This is a genomic window from Neoroseomonas oryzicola (assembly GCF_012163135.1).
GTDB lineage: Bacteria > Pseudomonadota > Alphaproteobacteria > Acetobacterales > Acetobacteraceae > Neoroseomonas > Neoroseomonas oryzicola.
Window position 1 is genome coordinate 20,828 of the sequence record NZ_JAAVUP010000009.1, and the last position, 13,993, is coordinate 34,820.

Annotated in this window: 15 protein-coding genes; 9 read left to right on the forward strand and 6 right to left on the reverse strand. The window is 72.4% G+C overall.

Annotated features, from left to right (window positions below; all coding sequences use genetic code 11):
* The first annotated feature begins 4 nt into the window (after positions 1–4).
* From GWK15_RS20260 to GWK15_RS20280, 5 genes are read left to right on the forward strand one after another with little or no spacing between them, the layout of a single operon-like run.
* Positions 5–712, forward strand: a complete 708-nt coding sequence (locus GWK15_RS20260) for a LutC/YkgG family protein (RefSeq protein WP_168043205.1) — start codon at positions 5–7, stop codon at positions 710–712.
* Positions 709–1,242, forward strand: a complete 534-nt coding sequence (locus tag GWK15_RS20265; RefSeq protein WP_168043206.1) for a Smr/MutS family protein — start codon at positions 709–711, stop codon at positions 1,240–1,242. Before GWK15_RS20260 ends, GWK15_RS20265 begins: the two co-directional genes overlap by 4 nt.
* On the forward strand, positions 1,239–1,607 hold the full coding sequence (locus GWK15_RS20270) for a helix-turn-helix domain-containing protein (RefSeq protein ID WP_168043207.1): 369 nt from the start codon (positions 1,239–1,241) through the stop codon (positions 1,605–1,607). Before GWK15_RS20265 ends, GWK15_RS20270 begins: the two co-directional genes overlap by 4 nt.
* The gene (locus GWK15_RS20275; RefSeq protein WP_168043208.1) at positions 1,607–2,740 is read left to right on the forward strand and encodes a benzoate/H(+) symporter BenE family transporter; all 1,134 of its coding nucleotides are present in this window, start codon (positions 1,607–1,609) and stop codon (positions 2,738–2,740) included. The genes GWK15_RS20270 and GWK15_RS20275 overlap by 1 nt, the downstream gene beginning before the upstream one ends.
* Positions 2,728–3,318, forward strand: coding sequence for a DUF2585 family protein (locus tag GWK15_RS20280; protein ID WP_338147307.1), 591 nt, complete (start codon positions 2,728–2,730; stop codon positions 3,316–3,318). The genes GWK15_RS20275 and GWK15_RS20280 overlap by 13 nt, the downstream gene beginning before the upstream one ends.
* A gap of 4 nt (positions 3,319–3,322) precedes the next feature.
* Here GWK15_RS20280 and GWK15_RS20285 read toward each other — a convergent pair whose 3' ends face one another.
* Entirely contained in the window at positions 3,323–4,282 is a 960-nt protein-coding gene (locus GWK15_RS20285) for a tripartite tricarboxylate transporter substrate binding protein (RefSeq protein WP_168043209.1), read from the reverse strand.
* A 204-nt stretch (positions 4,283–4,486) separates the two neighbouring features.
* On the opposite strand from GWK15_RS20285, the gene GWK15_RS20290 reads away from it, so the two are divergent.
* Positions 4,487–5,488, forward strand: a complete 1,002-nt coding sequence (locus GWK15_RS20290; RefSeq protein ID WP_168043210.1) for an NAD(P)-dependent oxidoreductase — start codon at positions 4,487–4,489, stop codon at positions 5,486–5,488.
* A gap of 112 nt (positions 5,489–5,600) precedes the next feature.
* Here GWK15_RS20290 and GWK15_RS20295 read toward each other — a convergent pair whose 3' ends face one another.
* From GWK15_RS20295 to GWK15_RS20315, 5 genes are all read right to left on the reverse strand, one after another.
* Positions 5,601–6,569, reverse strand: a complete 969-nt coding sequence (locus GWK15_RS20295) for a Bug family tripartite tricarboxylate transporter substrate binding protein (protein WP_168043211.1) — start codon at positions 6,567–6,569, stop codon at positions 5,601–5,603.
* A gap of 52 nt (positions 6,570–6,621) precedes the next feature.
* On the reverse strand, positions 6,622–8,121 hold the full coding sequence (locus GWK15_RS20300) for a tripartite tricarboxylate transporter permease (protein WP_168043212.1): 1,500 nt from the start codon (positions 8,119–8,121) through the stop codon (positions 6,622–6,624).
* Positions 8,121–8,651: a tripartite tricarboxylate transporter TctB family protein gene (locus GWK15_RS20305; RefSeq protein WP_168043213.1), complete on the reverse strand. Its 531-nt coding sequence runs from the start codon at positions 8,649–8,651 to the stop codon at positions 8,121–8,123. The genes GWK15_RS20300 and GWK15_RS20305 overlap by 1 nt, the downstream gene beginning before the upstream one ends.
* Positions 8,648–9,670 carry a tripartite tricarboxylate transporter substrate binding protein gene (locus GWK15_RS20310; protein WP_168043214.1) on the reverse strand — a complete coding sequence of 341 codons (1,023 nt, stop codon included), beginning with the start codon at positions 9,668–9,670 and terminating at the stop codon, positions 8,648–8,650. The genes GWK15_RS20305 and GWK15_RS20310 overlap by 4 nt, the downstream gene beginning before the upstream one ends.
* 115 nt (positions 9,671–9,785) lie before the next feature.
* Positions 9,786–10,595 (reverse strand): GNAT family N-acetyltransferase, encoded by an 810-nt coding sequence (locus tag GWK15_RS20315; protein ID WP_168043215.1) that lies wholly within the window; start codon positions 10,593–10,595, stop codon positions 9,786–9,788.
* Positions 10,596–10,671: 76 nt separating this feature from the next.
* Here GWK15_RS20315 and GWK15_RS20320 point away from each other — a divergent pair, with 76 nt between their 5' ends.
* Genes GWK15_RS20320 through GWK15_RS20330 form a run of 3 tightly spaced genes read left to right on the forward strand, consistent with a single transcriptional unit; the run spans position 10,672 to position 13,939 of the window.
* Complete coding sequence (locus tag GWK15_RS20320; protein WP_168043216.1) at positions 10,672–11,688, forward strand: Gfo/Idh/MocA family protein; 1,017 nt, start codon at positions 10,672–10,674, stop codon at positions 11,686–11,688.
* On the forward strand, positions 11,688–12,509 hold the full coding sequence (locus GWK15_RS20325; protein WP_168043217.1) for a sugar phosphate isomerase/epimerase family protein: 822 nt from the start codon (positions 11,688–11,690) through the stop codon (positions 12,507–12,509). Before GWK15_RS20320 ends, GWK15_RS20325 begins: the two co-directional genes overlap by 1 nt.
* Positions 12,506–13,939, forward strand: coding sequence for an enolase-like domain-containing protein (locus tag GWK15_RS20330; RefSeq protein WP_168043218.1), 1,434 nt, complete (start codon positions 12,506–12,508; stop codon positions 13,937–13,939). Before GWK15_RS20325 ends, GWK15_RS20330 begins: the two co-directional genes overlap by 4 nt.
* The last annotated feature ends 54 nt before the right edge of the window (positions 13,940–13,993 follow it).

The following is a 13,993-nucleotide window of genomic DNA, read 5'->3' on the forward strand; positions in this document are numbered from 1 at the left end:
GGCGATGAGCAAGGAAGCGATCCTCGGCGCCATCCGCCGCGGGCTGAAGCGCGGGCCGCTGCCGGCCGACCAGCGCGCGATGCTGGAAGGTCGCCTCGCGACCCATCCGCGCCACCTGATCCCGCAGCGGTCCCGCCTGCCGCGGCCGGAGCAGGTGACGCTGTTCGTGAAGAACGTCGAGAAGGAATTCGGCACCGTCGCGCGCGTCGCCTCGGCCGCCGAGGTGCCCGGCGCGGTGGCCGACTACCTGGCGCAGCAGAACCTCGCGCCGCGCTTCGTCCTCGCGCCGAACGACGAGCTGACCGGCCTGCCCTGGTCCGAGAAGCCCCTGCTGGAATTCGAGGCACGGCGCGCCCAGCCGACCGACACCGTCTCCGTCCAGCATGGCTTCGCGGCCATCGCGGAGACGGGGACGCTGATGCTGCCATCGGACCCGCAGCGCCCGACCACGCTCAATCTCCTTGCCGAGACCGAGATCGTCGTGCTGCGCGCCTCGCGCATCGTCGGCGCCTATGAGGAAGCCTGGGACCGGCTGCGCGCGGAGCGCACCGATCCCGTCACCGGCGGCTTCATGCCGCGCAACGTGATGCTGGTGACCGGGCCCTCGCGCTCGGCCGATATCGAGCAGACGCTGGAACTCGGCGCGCACGGGCCGCGGCGGCTGCACATCGTGCTGGTCGACGACGACCCGGCCGCACTGCCGGAGGCATGACCCGCCGCCGCCCGCGCGGCCTGACCGAGGCCGATCGCGCGCTGTGGCGGGCCTATGCGGCGGAGATCGTGCCCCTGCCGGGGCGCGAGCTGCCGCCCGAGTCCGCCCCGCCGCCCGTCCCGGTCGCCGCCCCGCCGCCCGCGCCTGCCGCCGCGCCGGCCGCGCCCGCGCCGCGCTGGGCGCCGCCCGACATCGTGGTGAATGCGCCGCCTTCCGGGCTCGACGACCGGCGCTGGCGCGACCTGCGGCGGGGCAAGGTGAAGCCCGAGCGCACGCTCGACCTGCATGGACGCTTCGCGCAGGAGGCGCATGGCGCCGTGCGCGCCTTCCTTGCCGACGCCTATGCCGACGGGCTGCGCTGCGTCGCCGTCATCACCGGGCGCGGTTCCTCGCCCGAGGGCGGGGTGCTGCGGCGGGAATTGCCGCATTGGCTGAATGCGCCGGACCTGCGGCGGATCCTGCTCGGTGCCGCGCATCCGCATCGGGCGAACACGGGCGCCGTTCACCTGCTGCTGCGGCGGCGGCGATGACGCCGTTCGGCGCCAGGCTGCGGGAACTGCGCGCGCAGCGCGGCGTGACGCTGAAGGACCTTGCCGCGGCGCTGCAGGTCTCGGCGGCCTATCTCTCGGCGCTCGAGCACGGGCAGCGCGGCAAGCCGAGCGCGGGCCTGGTGCACCAGGTGAACGAGTTCTTCGGCCTGATCTGGGACGATGCGGAGGAGCTCGCGCGCCTCGCGCGGCAATCGCACCCGCGCGTGGTGCTGGACACCTCCGGCCTCGCCCCCGAGATCACCGATTTCGCGAATCGCCTCGCGCGCGAGATCCGGCATCTGACGCCGGAGGCGGCGGCACGAATGGAGGCGGAACTCGACCGCCTGCCGAAGGGGAAGCGTTGATGCAGGCGGTCTCGGCCGGTCTTCTCGCGGGGTTCGTCGGCTTCGCGTCCTCCTTCGCCGTCGTGCTGCAGGGGCTGGTGGCGGTCGGGGCCTCGCCGGCGCAGGCGGCCTCGGGGCTGATGGCGCTGTCGATCGCGATGGGGCTCGCGGGCATCGTGCTGTCGCTGCGGCTGCGGCTGCCGATCAGCGTCGCCTGGTCGACGCCCGGCGCCGCGCTGCTCGCCGCGACCGCCGCCCCGGCGGGTGGCTTCGGGGAGGCGGTTGGCGCCTTCCTGGTCTGTGGCGTGCTGCTGACGGTGGCGGGCTTGTGGAAGCCGCTGGGGCGGGCGGTGGCGGCGATCCCGGCGCCGCTCGCGAATGCGATGCTGGCGGGGATCCTGTTCACGCTCTGCCTCGCGCCGGTGCGCGCGGTGGCGCAGCAGCCGGTGGCGGGGCTCGCGATCATCGTCGCCTGGGCGGTGGTGGCGCGGATCAACCGCGTGCTGGCGGTGCCGGCGGCGGTGGCGGTCGCGGTGGGGGTGATCGCGGCCTCGGCGCCGCTGCCGACGCAGGGCTGGGTGCCCGATCCGGTGCTGGTGATGCCGGGCTTCTCGCTATCCTCGCTGACCGGCATCGCGCTGCCGTTGTTCATCGTGACCATGGCCTCGCAGAACATCCCGGGCCTCGCGGTGCTGTCGGCGAATGGCTACCGGCCGGAGGCGGGGCCGCTCTTCGCGACGACCGGCGCCTTCAGCCTGGCCTCGGCGCCCTTCGGCGGGCATGCGGTGAACCTCGCGGCGATCACCGCGGCGTTGTGCGCGGGCGAAGGGGCGGGGCCCGATCCGGCGCGGCGCTGGGTCGCGGCGGTGGTGGCGGGGGCGACCTATGTCGTCTTCGGCCTGCTCGCCGGCGGGGTGACGGCCTTCGTCGCCTCGGCCCCGCCGGTGCTGATACAGGCGGTGGCGGGGCTGGCGCTGCTCGGGCCCTTCGGGGGGGCGATGCTCGGCGCCGTCCATGCGCCCCAGGGGCGGGAGGCCGCGTTGGTCTGCTTCGTGGTCACGGCTTCGGGTGTTGCGTTCCTCGGCATCGGCGGGGCCTTCTGGGGGCTGCTGGCAGGGGGCGCGATGATGATCCTGGCGCGGTGGCGGGCGTGACGGCGCGCTGGGTGCCCTGGGCGGCGATGGCGGGGATCCTCGCCGTCGTCGCGGGCACGCAGTTCGCGATGGGGCGCCTGCCGATCTGCGCCTGTGGCGAGGTGAAGCTGTGGCACGGGGATGTCTGGTCCTCGGGCAATTCGCAGCACATGACCGACTGGTACACGCTGTCGCACCTCGCCCACGGCTTCGTCTTCTATGCGCTGCTGCGCTGGCTGCGGCCGGGCTGGAGCGTCGCCTGGCGCGCCGTCGCCGCGCTTGCGATCGAAGGCGCGTGGGAGATCGCGGAGAACACGCCGCTGATCATCGACCGCTATCGCGCGGTGACGGCCTCGCTCGATTATTACGGCGACAGCATCGTCAATTCCTTCGGCGACGGCCTCGCGATGCTGGCGGGCTTCTTCCTCGCGGCGCGGCTGCCGGTCGTGGCCTCGGTGCTGGTCGTGCTGTCGCTCGAAGGTGTCGCGGCCTGGATGATCCGCGACAACCTGGGGCTGAATGTCCTGATGCTGCTCTGGCCGGTCGAGGCGGTGCGCGAGTGGCAGATGCAGGGTGCCCCGACCGGCGTCGGACGATAGCCCGTCAGGTGATCCAGGGCTGGCGGCGCCAGAGGTCGGCGTAGACGCCCTGCACGCGGCGCATCCGCGCTTCCCAATGCTCGCCGGGCTCGTAGTTCGGCTCGATGAACTGGGCCTCGAAGGTGCGGCGGGTGGCGGGGTCCTCGGCGGCGTCCTTCACCGCCTCGCGCAGGCGCTCGACGATGGCGGCGGGCGTGGCCTTCGGCACGACGATGCCGCGCTCGGAATACATCTCGATGTCGATGCCCATGCTGCGCAGGGTCGGCGTGTCGGGGGCGAAGCGGCTGCGCTCGGCGCCGGCATGGGCGACGTAGCGCATGCCCTCGGGCGTGGGCGCGTATTCGCCGATCGAGACCATGTTCACCTGCACCTGGCCGGCCATCAGCGCGTTCCGCTGCTGCGGCGCGCCGTTGTAGTGGACGATGGTGAAGCGCGCGCCGGTCGCGCGTTCCAGCATCACCAGCAGCAGGTGGTCGTCGGTGCCGATGCCGGAGGTGGAGACGACGATCTCCTCCGGACGTTCGCGGCCTAGGCGGATGAGGTCCGCCATGTCGCGGATCGGCCCGTCCGACTTGACCATGAAGCCGGTCGGGTCGGTCATCACGTTGCCGACGAAGGTGAAGCTGTCGAGGTTGTACTGCGCGCGACGTTCCACCGGGACGGTGACGAAGGAGGGCATGTTGGTCAGGCCCAGCACCAGCCCGTCGGGCCGCGCCCGCGCGACGTAGGTCAGCGCGATCTCGGAGGAGGCGCCAGGCCGGTTGGTGACGGTGACCGGCTGGCCCAGCCGCGGTTCGAGATGCCGGGCGAACAGCCGCGCGACGATGTCGGTGCCGCCGCCGGCCGAGAAGCCGACGGCCAGTTCGAGCGGCCGGTCCGGGCGCCAGGGCGCCGCGATCGCCGGCGCGGCGAAGGGGGTGGCGATCAGGGCGCCGAGGGCGGCGCGGCGGGTCAGCGTCGTCATGCGGTCCTCCTGGGAACGGACCGCTGATGTGCCGGGACTCCGGCGGATTTTCAGGGGGGAATCTCGGCGCGGCCGCGTGAAGCCGTGAAGGTCAACACACGGGTCGCATCGAATCTGTAAGAAATTTACAGCACGCCCGGCCCCGCCCCATCCCGCCGGCGGGGAAATGCCCTAGGCTGCGCCGGATACGGGAAGGAAGCGTTCATGCTGCGTGTTTTCCTGACGCATACGCCGGAGATGTTCGCCGGCTACTACGGCGCGCGCGCCCTGGCCGCGCTGCAGCAGCATGCCGAGGTGGTGCGCAACCCTGGCACGACAGTGCTGTCCGGCGCCGCGCTGGCCGAGGCGGCGCGCGGCTGCCAGGCGATCGTCGCTGACCGCGCGACGCCCGGCACGTCCGAGACCTTCGCCGCGGCGCCGGACCTCGTCGCCTTCATGCGCGTGGCGGTCGACATCAGCACCATCGACGTGGCCGCGGCGAGCGCGGCGGGCGTACTCGTCACGCGCGCGACGCCGGGCTTCGTGGACAGCGTCACGGAGCAGGCGGTGGGCTTCATGGTGGACCTGGCCCGCGGTCTGTCGGGCCATGTGCAGGCCTATCGGCGGGGCGAGGAGCCGCAGGGGCGGATGGGCGTGCAGCTCTCGGCCGCGACGCTCGGCATCGTGGGGTATGGGCGGATCGGGCAGCGGCTGGCGGAGGTCGCGCTCGCGCTCGGCATGCGGGTGCTGGTGGCGGATCCGCATGCGACGGTGGCCGATCCGCGCATCGTGCAGATGCCGATGGCCGAGTTGCTGCCGCAGGCGGATTTCGTGGTGTGCCTGGCGATCTCGATCCCCGAGACGCGCGACCTGTTCGATTCGGCGGCCTTCGCGCGGATGAAGCGGGGGGCGCGGTTCATCAATCTCTCGCGCGGGGAGCTGGTGGACGAGCAGGCGCTGGCGGCCGCGCTGGACAGCGGTCAGTTGTCGGGGGCGGCGATGGATGTGGGGCGGGCGCTGGACCAGCGGCCGTCGTTGTTCCTGGCACGACGGCCGGATGTGATTGCCGCGCCGCATATCGGCGGCATGACGCCCGAGGCGATGGAGCACCAGGCGATGGACACGGTGCGGCAGGTCGCTTCGCTGGCGCGGGGCGCGTTGCCGGACAACGCCGTCAATGCGGCTGCCGCGCATCGTCTCTCGCGGCTCGGCATATCGGTGGCCTGAAGTCTCGGTTTGCAAGGGCCTTTCGGCCTATGGGCACCCATTGGCGTTGCTTCGCAACGTCAATGGGATCCCCGCCGGGGTGGTCCGGGGGGGCGGCGCCCCTCCGGTCGCGTCAGCCCGCGGCGATCCCCGCGCGGCGAACCACGTCCCGCCACCGCGTCGTCTCGCTCTCGATCGTCGTCGTCAGTTCCGTCGCGCTGCTGGCCTCGACGCCGAAGCCTGTGGCGGCCAGGCGTTGGCCGACTTCGGGCAGGCGCAGCGTGGTGGTCACCTCGGACTGGATCCGCGTGGCCAGCGGTGCGGCCATGCCGCGGGGTGCGACGATGCTGTGCCAGGATCCGGAGGTGAAGTCTGGCAGGCCGGCTTCCATGATGGTGGGGACCTCGGGCAGCAGCGGGTGCCGGGTGCGGCCGCCGACGGCGATGGCGCGCAGGCGCCCTGCCTGCACCTGCGGCACCACCGTCGCCATGTTCAGCAGCGCGAGGGACAACGTGCCCGAGACCAGGTCCGTCGCTGCCGCACCGCCGCCGGGATAGGGGATGTGGGTCGGCCTGGTGTCGGTGCGCTGGGCAAACAGTTCCATGCCGAGATGCTCGGAGGAGCCGATGCCGGAGCTGCCGTAGGAGGCCTTGTCCGGGTTGGCGCGCATCCAGGCGATGAGCTCGGGCAGGGTCGTCACCGGCAGGCCAGGATTCACCACCAGCAGGTTGGGCGCGCTGATCGCGACGGTGAGCGGCGTGAAGTCGCGGATCGGGTCGTAGCCGGCGCGGGCGAGCAGCAGCGGGTTGATGGTCATGATGCCCGAGGCGGCGACGAAGAGCGTCGCGCCGTCCGGCGCCTGCCGGGCGACGTATTGCGCGGCGACGGCGCCGTTCGCGCCGGTGCGGTTCTCGACCACGAAGGGCTGGCCGAGCCGCGCCTGGAGATGCTGGGCGAGGGTGCGCGCGAGGATGTCGGACGGCCCGCCCGGCACATAGGGCACGACGATGGTGGTCGGGCGGGTCGGCCAGGCCTCCTGCGCGCGGGCGCGTGGGGCGATGGCGATCGCGGGGGCGGCCAGGAACAGGCTGCGGCGGTTCATGCGGAAACTCCCGGGGATTTTCGCCCCGGGAGGAAGCAATCCGCGTGCCGGATCAGGCCTCGGCCGGCTTGCGCCGCCGCAGCAGGCCGGCGACCGAGGGGATGGACCAGAGCGCCGCGATCAGCGTCAGCGCGCAAAGCCCCATGCTGATCGGGCGGGTGAAGAAGGGCGTGACATCCCCGCCCGAGAGCACCAGCCCGCGCAGCAGGTTCTTGTCCAGCAGGTCGCCCAGCACGATGCCGAGCACCAGCGGCGCCATCGGGAAGCGCAACTCCCGCAGGATGAAGCCGACCAGCCCGGCGCCGAGCATCACCCAGATGTCGAAGAGCCGCGACGTGATGGCGAAGGCGCCGACGGTGCACAGCACGAAGACGATCGGCATCAGGCGTTCGCGCGGGATCAGCAGGATCCACAGCAGCGGGCGCACCAGCACCAGGCCGTAGAACATCTTCACCATGTCGGCGATCACCAGCATGGCGACGATCTGGTAGATGAACTCGGGCGCGGTGATCGCGAGCATCGGCCCGGGGTTGAGGCCGTGGATCATCATCGCGGCCATCAGCACGGCGGCGGGTGCCGAACCCGGGACGGCGAGGGTGAGGACGGGGATGATCGCGCCGGGGACGCAGGCGCTCTCGCCGGTCTCGGCGGACATCAGGCCCTCGATGCTGCCCTTGCCGAACTTCTCCTTTTCCTTCGAGGCGCGCTTGGCGGCGGCGTAGGAGGTCCAGGCGGCGATGTCCTCGCCGAGGCCGGGCATCGCCCCGATGAAGGTGCCGAGCGCCCCGGATCGCAGGATGGTCTTCCAGTATTTCGTGACGTCCGACAGGCGCGGGATGACGGAATCGATCTTGGAGGAGACCGCCTTCACCGCCGGCCCGCGCATGGCCGAGAGCACCTCGGCCACGCCGAAGACGCCCACCAGGACGGGCAGCAGGCCGAGCCCGCCGGCGAGATCGCCATTGCCATAGGCGAAGCGGGCATAGGCGTGGTTGGTCTCCTGCCCGATGGTCGCGACAAACAGGCCGATGAAGCCCGCGATGTAGCCCTTGAGCGGATCGCCGCCCGACAGCGACCCGGCGATGATGATGCCGAACATCGCCACCCAGAACATCTCGTAGGAGCCGAACTGCAGGGCGAATTCCCCGAAGCTCGGGGCAAACAGGGCGAGGATCAGCGTCCCGAACAGCGTCCCGAGCCAGGAGCCGGACGTCGAGATGCCCATCGCCCGGCCCGCGAGGCCCTGGCGCGCGAGCGGGAAGCCGTCGAGCGTCGAGGCCGCCGAAGCCGGCGTGCCCGGGATGTTGAGCAGGATGGCGCTGCGCGACCCGCCGTAGATCGCGCCGACATAGACGCAGACCAGCACCAGCATCGCGACGTTCGGCCCCATGCCGAAGGTCAGCGTGGTCAGCAGCGCGACGCCCATGGTGGCCGTGAGGCCCGGCAGGGCGCCGATGATGATGCCGATCAGCGTGGCCCAGAGCGCGTGCCACACCGCCCCGCCGCCGAGCACATGGGCGAAGCCGCCCGCCAGGTTGTTGAGCGCGTCCATCAGGGCAGCCGCAGCAGGAAGAGCTTCTCGAAGACCAGCATGACGCCGAGGCCGGTGCCGATGCCGATCAGCGCGGCCTCGATCATGCGGCGGGCGCGGCGTTCGGGCCCCTGGTCCCATTCGAAGGCGGTGGTGAAGGCGAAGACGAACAGCGCGGATGCGATCCAGAACGGCACCCGGCCGACGAGCACGCCCGCATAGAGCACGCCGAGCAGCGCCGCGAGACCGAGCCGCCGCCCGTCGCCGGTGGCCTTCGCGACCGGCCCGCGCGCCGCCCAGCCGCCGCGCCCGATCGCCCGGACGCCGAGCACGACGGAGAGCAGCGCGAGCATCACGCCGTAGAAGCCCGGCACGATGCCGGGCGCGGTGAGGCCGGTGCCGGATTGCTCGACGAAGCGCGGCATGGCGATGGACTGCTGGACGATCGCCACGCCGAAGACGAAGAGGAGCGCCGCGGTGATAAGGTCCGCGCGCGGCGAGGCCGGCGCCTTTTCCCCATCGAAGGGGGACTCGGCCTCGACCTCGCTCAAAGCCGGGCGATCCCCAGCGTGTCGGGCGAGACGCGCGCCTTGCCGCCGTCGAAGTAGAGCCAGGCGGTCTGGCGGACCATCTTCCACGCCTCGTCATGGGCCTGCTGGCCGTAGATGGGCGTGAAGAGCGCGGCGCGCGACGTCGCGTAGTCCTTCAGGCGCTGGGAGTTCGCGATGGTGGTGCGCCAGATGTTGGTCATGGTCGCGACCGCGGGTTCGGGCACGCCCTTGGGGCACCAGATGCCGAAGTAGTTGAGCGGCGCGGGCATGTTCGGCAGCCAGCGGCGGACCGAGGGGATCTCGATCGCCGGGCTGTTGCCCTGCGCGGCGAGCGTCACCGGGTTGTCGGACTGCACGGCGAGCGGGATCAGCCGGCGGGCGCGGATCATCTCCGCCGCCTCGACCAGCAGCACCGCGCCGAGCGGCGTTTCGCCCGAGACGGTCGCGATCATCGCGGGGTTGCCGCCGTCATAGGTGGCGTGGCGGTATTGCAGGCCCGGCGTCGCGGCGCGTACGGCCTCCATCATGTTGTGCCCGGCCGAGGAGACGCCGGCGGTGGCGATGCCGATGCCTTGGCCGCGGGTCTTCAGCGCCTCGAGCGCCGCGCCGAAGTCGCGGAAGCCGGATTGCGGGTTGGCGACCAGCACGTTCACGTTCGCCACCGCGAAGAACAGGTTCCAGTCCGACAGCTGCGTGTCGAGCAGGCCGAGCACCTTGTAGCAGCCGACGTCGACCGCCGCGCCGGCGGCCCAGGTATAGCCGTCCTTCGCCGCTTCCATCGCGTTGCGCGTGCCGATGGACCCCGAGGCGCCGGGCTGGTTCACCACCACCACGCGCTGGCCGAGCGGGCCTTCTGCCTCGGCCGCGACGATGCGGGCCATCTGGTCGGTCGATCCGCCGGCGGCCCAGGGGACAATCAGGGTCACCGGACGTTCGGGCCGCCACGCGGCCTGGGCGCGGAGCGTGGCGGGCGCCGCGATCCCGGCGGCAGTGGCGGCGAGCAGGTGCCTGCGCAGCATGTCTTCGACCCTTTCCTCGTTCGCGCGCCGCGTTCGCCACGGCGTCAGGGGTTGGTAACCCGGTAGTTACTGCGAATGGTGCGGCGGTCCTCGCGGTGGCGTCAAGCCGGGCGGGTCAGCCGAATTCCGGTCCGGCGACGGCTGCGAACATCGCCGGGTCGCCCGGCGTGTCCGCGCCCAGGGCCATGCGCGTGAAGGGCCGCTGCGGCGCGGCGCCGTGCGCCGACAGCCATCCGGCGAGTACCGGCCGCGCGTCCGGCAGGTCGAGCACCGGCGCGCCGGGCAAGGCGTTGCGGGCGGCGGCGATGAGGGCGCGGGCCGTTGCGTCGTCGCGCGCGACCACCGGGCCGATCTGCGGTCCGCGCGCACCGTCGCGGGCGAGGGCGAAGCCGCTGCCGTCCTCGGCGATGAAGGCCGCGCCGGGCTGGCGCGCGGCGAAGTCGCGCAGCAGGGCTTCGCGCGGCGCGCCGAAGGCGGCGGCGTCGAGCGCCAGCAGCGTCGGCCAGTCGGAATCGGCCAGCGGGCGAACGCCCGTCCCACCCGGCAGCGGCGCCGGCAGCGACCAGCGCGCGAAGCCCCAGAGGTCGCGGAAACCAAGGCGGCGATAGACTTCCCGCCCCGCCGGCGTCGCGTCGAGCGCGGCGCAGCGCGTGCCGGCGAGCGCGTCGACGGCCCAGCGCATCAGCGTCGTCGCGTGGCCTCGCCGCCGCATGTCGGGGCGGACCAGCACCATCGAGATCCAGGCGAGGTCACCGCCGTAGCGGATCACGGCGGCGGTGGCGGCCAGTGCCTCCTGCCCGTCGTCGAGCGCCTGGCCTTCGCCTTCATGGAGGAACAGCGCCCAGTCGCGCGCGACCTGGTTCCAGCCGATGAGGAAGGAGAGCGCGGCGGCGCGGGGCAGGTCGGCCTCGGTGAGCGGTCGCATGGGCCTGATGCGACGATGCGCCGGGCCGCGCGTCAAGCGCTTGACGGTCGGGCGGGATCGAAGCCCACTCGCGCGCATGGAACGACCGGGACTGCTGCTGATCGGATGCGGCGCCTTCGGGCGCGTGCACCTGGCCGCGCTGAAGCGGCTCGGCGTGCCGGTGACCGTGTTCGATGCGGACCGCGGCCTGGCGGCGGCGACCGGGGAGGCGGTGGCGGAAAGCCTCGAGGCCGGGCTTGCCGCCTGCGACGCGGCGATCGTGGCGACGCCGGTGCCGACGCATGTCGCGGTGGCGGGTGCGGTGCTGCGCGCCGGGCGGGACCTGTTCCTCGAGAAGCCGGCGACCGAGACGGCGGCCGAGGCCGCCGCGCTGGCGGACCTCGCGGAGGCGCAGGGCCGGATCGCGCAGGTCGGCCTCTATTTCCGCTTCCATCCGAAGGCGATGGAGTTGCGGCGGATGGTGGCGGCGGGCGACTTCGGGCGGCTGCATTACCTCGCCGCGCGGTTTTCGGGATTGAAGCGCGCGCGCGGCGATTCCGGCGCGCTGCTGAACGACGCGGTGCATTTCGCCGACCTGCTGCCCTGGATCGCGGGGGAGGCGCCGTCCCGGATCTTCGCGACGACGGCCGATCCGCTCGGGCGCGGGCGCGAGGACCTGGCGGTGATCCAGATGATGTTTCCCTCGGGCCTCACCGGCTTGATCGAGGCCGGCTGCGTGCTGCCCGGCCGCTGGCCCGACGCGGTGGTGCCGGGGGCGGAGACGCGCAAGGAAGTCGTCGTCGCGGGCCATGACGCGCTGGCCGAGGTCGACTTCGCTGCCGAGACCTTCGCCCTGCGCCGCGGCGCCCATGCCCCCGGCGCGAACGGCGCCTGGCTGCCGCAGCATGCGGCGCGGGAGGAGGCCGCAATTCCCGCCGCCGATCCGGTCGAGGTCGTCGCCGCCGAACTCGCCGCCTTCATCGAGGCGGTGCGGACGCGCCGCGCGCCGGAGGCGGGGCTGCGGTCCGGCGCCGTCGCGCCGGCGCGGATCCTGGATGCCGCGCGGCTGTCCGCCGCCGAGGGGCGCGTCGTCGCGCTGGAGGAGATCGCCTGATGCGCATCAGCCTGTGCAACGAGGTCATCCGCGACCTCGACTTCGCCGCGCAATGCGCGTTGGCGGCGGGGCTCGGCTATGACGGGCTGGAGGTCGCGCCCTTCACCCTCGATGCCGAGGCGCCGCACCTGCTGCCGGCCTCGCGCCGCGTCGCATTCCGCCGGGCGGCGGCGGAGGCCGGCACGACGATCACCTCCCTGCACTGGCTGCTGGTCGCGCCCGCCGGGCTGTCCATCACCAGCGCGGACCCGGCGCTGCGCGCGCGCACGCTGGACGTGATGGAGCGCCTGGTGGCGCTGGCCGCCGATCTGGGCGCGACGCTGCTGGTGCATGGCTCGCCCGGCGCGCGCCGCGTGGAGGCGGAGGGCGACCCGGCCCGCGCCGAGGAGGCGATGGCCAAGGCCGGCGAATGGGCGGCGCAGCACGGCGTGACCTATTGCCTCGAGGCGCTCGACCCCGGCCAGACCAACTGGTGCACTACGGTGGCGGAGGCGGCGGCGATCGTGCGGCGCATCGGCAATCCGGCGCTGCGGACGATGCTGGATGTCTGCTCGGCGGGGAATGGCGAGGTGGAGCCGGTGCCCGCGCTGCTGGAACGCTTCGTGCCGTCCGGCGACGTGGTGCATGTGCATCTCAACGACCGCAACAAGCGCGCGCCGGGGCAGGGGAATGACCGCTTCGGACCGGTGCTCTCGACGCTGCGGTGCATCGGCTATGGCGGCTTCTGCGCCGTCGAGCCCTTCGACTACGTCCCCGACGGGCCGACCAGCGCGGCGCGCGCCATCGGCTACCTCCGTGCGCTCGAGGAGACCACCGCATGACCGCGCCCCGGTTCCGGCTGCTCGAGACGCAGCGCTTCGAATGGCCGTTCAAGCTGCGGATGCCCTTCCGCTTCGGCGTCATCACGGTGACGCATGGGCGCCAGGCGGTGATCCGCGCGCGCATCGCGCTGGAGGACGGGTCGGAGCACTGGGGCGTTGCGGCGGAGACGCTCGCCGCGAAGTGGTTCGAAAAGGACCCTCGCTGGACCGATGCGCAGAACGAGGACCAGCTGCGCCGCGCGCTCGAGATCGCCTGCGCGGCGACGATGGCGGCGGGTGCGAATACCGCCTTCGGACATTATGCGGATGCCTATGGCGCGCATGTCGCGGCCTGCGGGGCGGAAGGGCTGAACCCGTTGGTCGCGGCCTATGGTCGCGCGCTGGTCGACCGCGCCATGCTGGATGCCCTGCTGAAGGCGAAGGGGCTGTGCTTCGCCGCCGGGATGCGCGCGAATGTCGGCGGCATGGCCGCGCATGCGGCGCTGCCCGACCTCGCCGGACATGATTTCGGGGCGATGCTGGCCTCGCTGACGCCCGCACGGCGGATGCATGCGCGGCATACGGTGGGTCTGGTCGATCCCATCACCGCGGCGGACCAGGCGGAGCGGGTGAATGACGGGCTGCCGGAGACGGTGGAGGAGGTCGTCGCGACCTACCGTCATTCCTGGTGGAAGCTGAAGGTCGGCGGGAATGTCGCGGCGGATGTGGACCGGCTGTGCCGCATCGCCTCGGTGCTCGATCGGCTGCACGGCTATCACGTCTCGCTCGACGGCAATGAGCAGTACGAGGATGCGGAAGGCGTGCTCGCGCTTTGGCGGGCGATGCAGGCGGAACCGCGGCTGGCGCGGCTGAATGCCTCGATCGCCTTCATCGAGCAGCCGGTGAAGCGGGCCAAGGCGCTGGAGGGCGCGATGGGCGTTCTGGCAGCGGAACGCCCGGTGATCGTGGACGAAAGCGACGGGCCGCTCGATGCCTTCGTGCAGGCGAAGGCGCTCGGCTATGCCGGCATTTCGTCGAAGGCCTGCAAGGGCGTGTGGCGGTCGCTGATCAACCTGGCGCGCTGCCGCGCCTGGAATGCTGGGCTGCCGGAACCGCGCTACTTCATGAGCGCGGAGGACCTCACGACGCTCGCCGGCGTCTGCGTGCAGCAGGACCTGGCGCTGGTCAGCGCGATGGGCCTGGTTCACGTCGAGCGCAACGGCCATCATTTCGTGGACGGCTTCGCGGGCCGGCCGAAGGCGGAAGCGATCCGTTTCATGGAGGCGCATCCGGACCTCTATGCCGACACGCCGCGCGGCCCGCGCCTGGCGATCCGCGACGGCACGCTGGACCTCGGATCGGTGGTGGATGCCGTCGGCCTGGGCACCGCGCTGGAACCCGACGTCACGGCAATGGCACCGATGCCCGCCGCCGCCTGGCCCCCTCGCTGAAGTAACCAAAGAAGGGAGGGGGATTCGGGGGAGGTTCTCCTCCCCCGCTCTTCG

Bases quoted from the DNA above. Each gene is read 5' to 3' on its own strand.
- GWK15_RS20295 (WP_168043211.1), bottom strand. From the start codon at position 6,569: ATGAACCGCCGCAGCCTGTTCCTGGCCGCCCCCGCGATCGCCATCGCC.
- GWK15_RS20300 (WP_168043212.1), bottom strand. From the start codon at position 8,121: ATGGACGCGCTCAACAACCTGGCGGGCGGCTTCGCCCATGTGCTCGGC.
- GWK15_RS20310 (WP_168043214.1), bottom strand. From the start codon at position 9,670: ATGCTGCGCAGGCACCTGCTCGCCGCCACTGCCGCCGGGATCGCGGCG.
- GWK15_RS20265 (WP_168043206.1), top strand. From the start codon at position 709: ATGACCCGCCGCCGCCCGCGCGGCCTGACCGAGGCCGATCGCGCGCTG.
- GWK15_RS20290 (WP_168043210.1), top strand. From the start codon at position 4,487: ATGCTGCGTGTTTTCCTGACGCATACGCCGGAGATGTTCGCCGGCTAC.
- GWK15_RS20270 (WP_168043207.1), top strand. From the start codon at position 1,239: ATGACGCCGTTCGGCGCCAGGCTGCGGGAACTGCGCGCGCAGCGCGGC.
- GWK15_RS20315 (WP_168043215.1), bottom strand. From the start codon at position 10,595: ATGCGACCGCTCACCGAGGCCGACCTGCCCCGCGCCGCCGCGCTCTCC.
- GWK15_RS20320 (WP_168043216.1), top strand. From the start codon at position 10,672: ATGGAACGACCGGGACTGCTGCTGATCGGATGCGGCGCCTTCGGGCGC.
- GWK15_RS20285 (WP_168043209.1), bottom strand. From the start codon at position 4,282: ATGACGACGCTGACCCGCCGCGCCGCCCTCGGCGCCCTGATCGCCACC.
- GWK15_RS20275 (WP_168043208.1), top strand. From the start codon at position 1,607: ATGCAGGCGGTCTCGGCCGGTCTTCTCGCGGGGTTCGTCGGCTTCGCG.
- GWK15_RS20325 (WP_168043217.1), top strand. From the start codon at position 11,688: ATGCGCATCAGCCTGTGCAACGAGGTCATCCGCGACCTCGACTTCGCC.
- GWK15_RS20260 (WP_168043205.1), top strand. From the start codon at position 5: ATGAGCAAGGAAGCGATCCTCGGCGCCATCCGCCGCGGGCTGAAGCGC.
- GWK15_RS20330 (WP_168043218.1), top strand. From the start codon at position 12,506: ATGACCGCGCCCCGGTTCCGGCTGCTCGAGACGCAGCGCTTCGAATGG.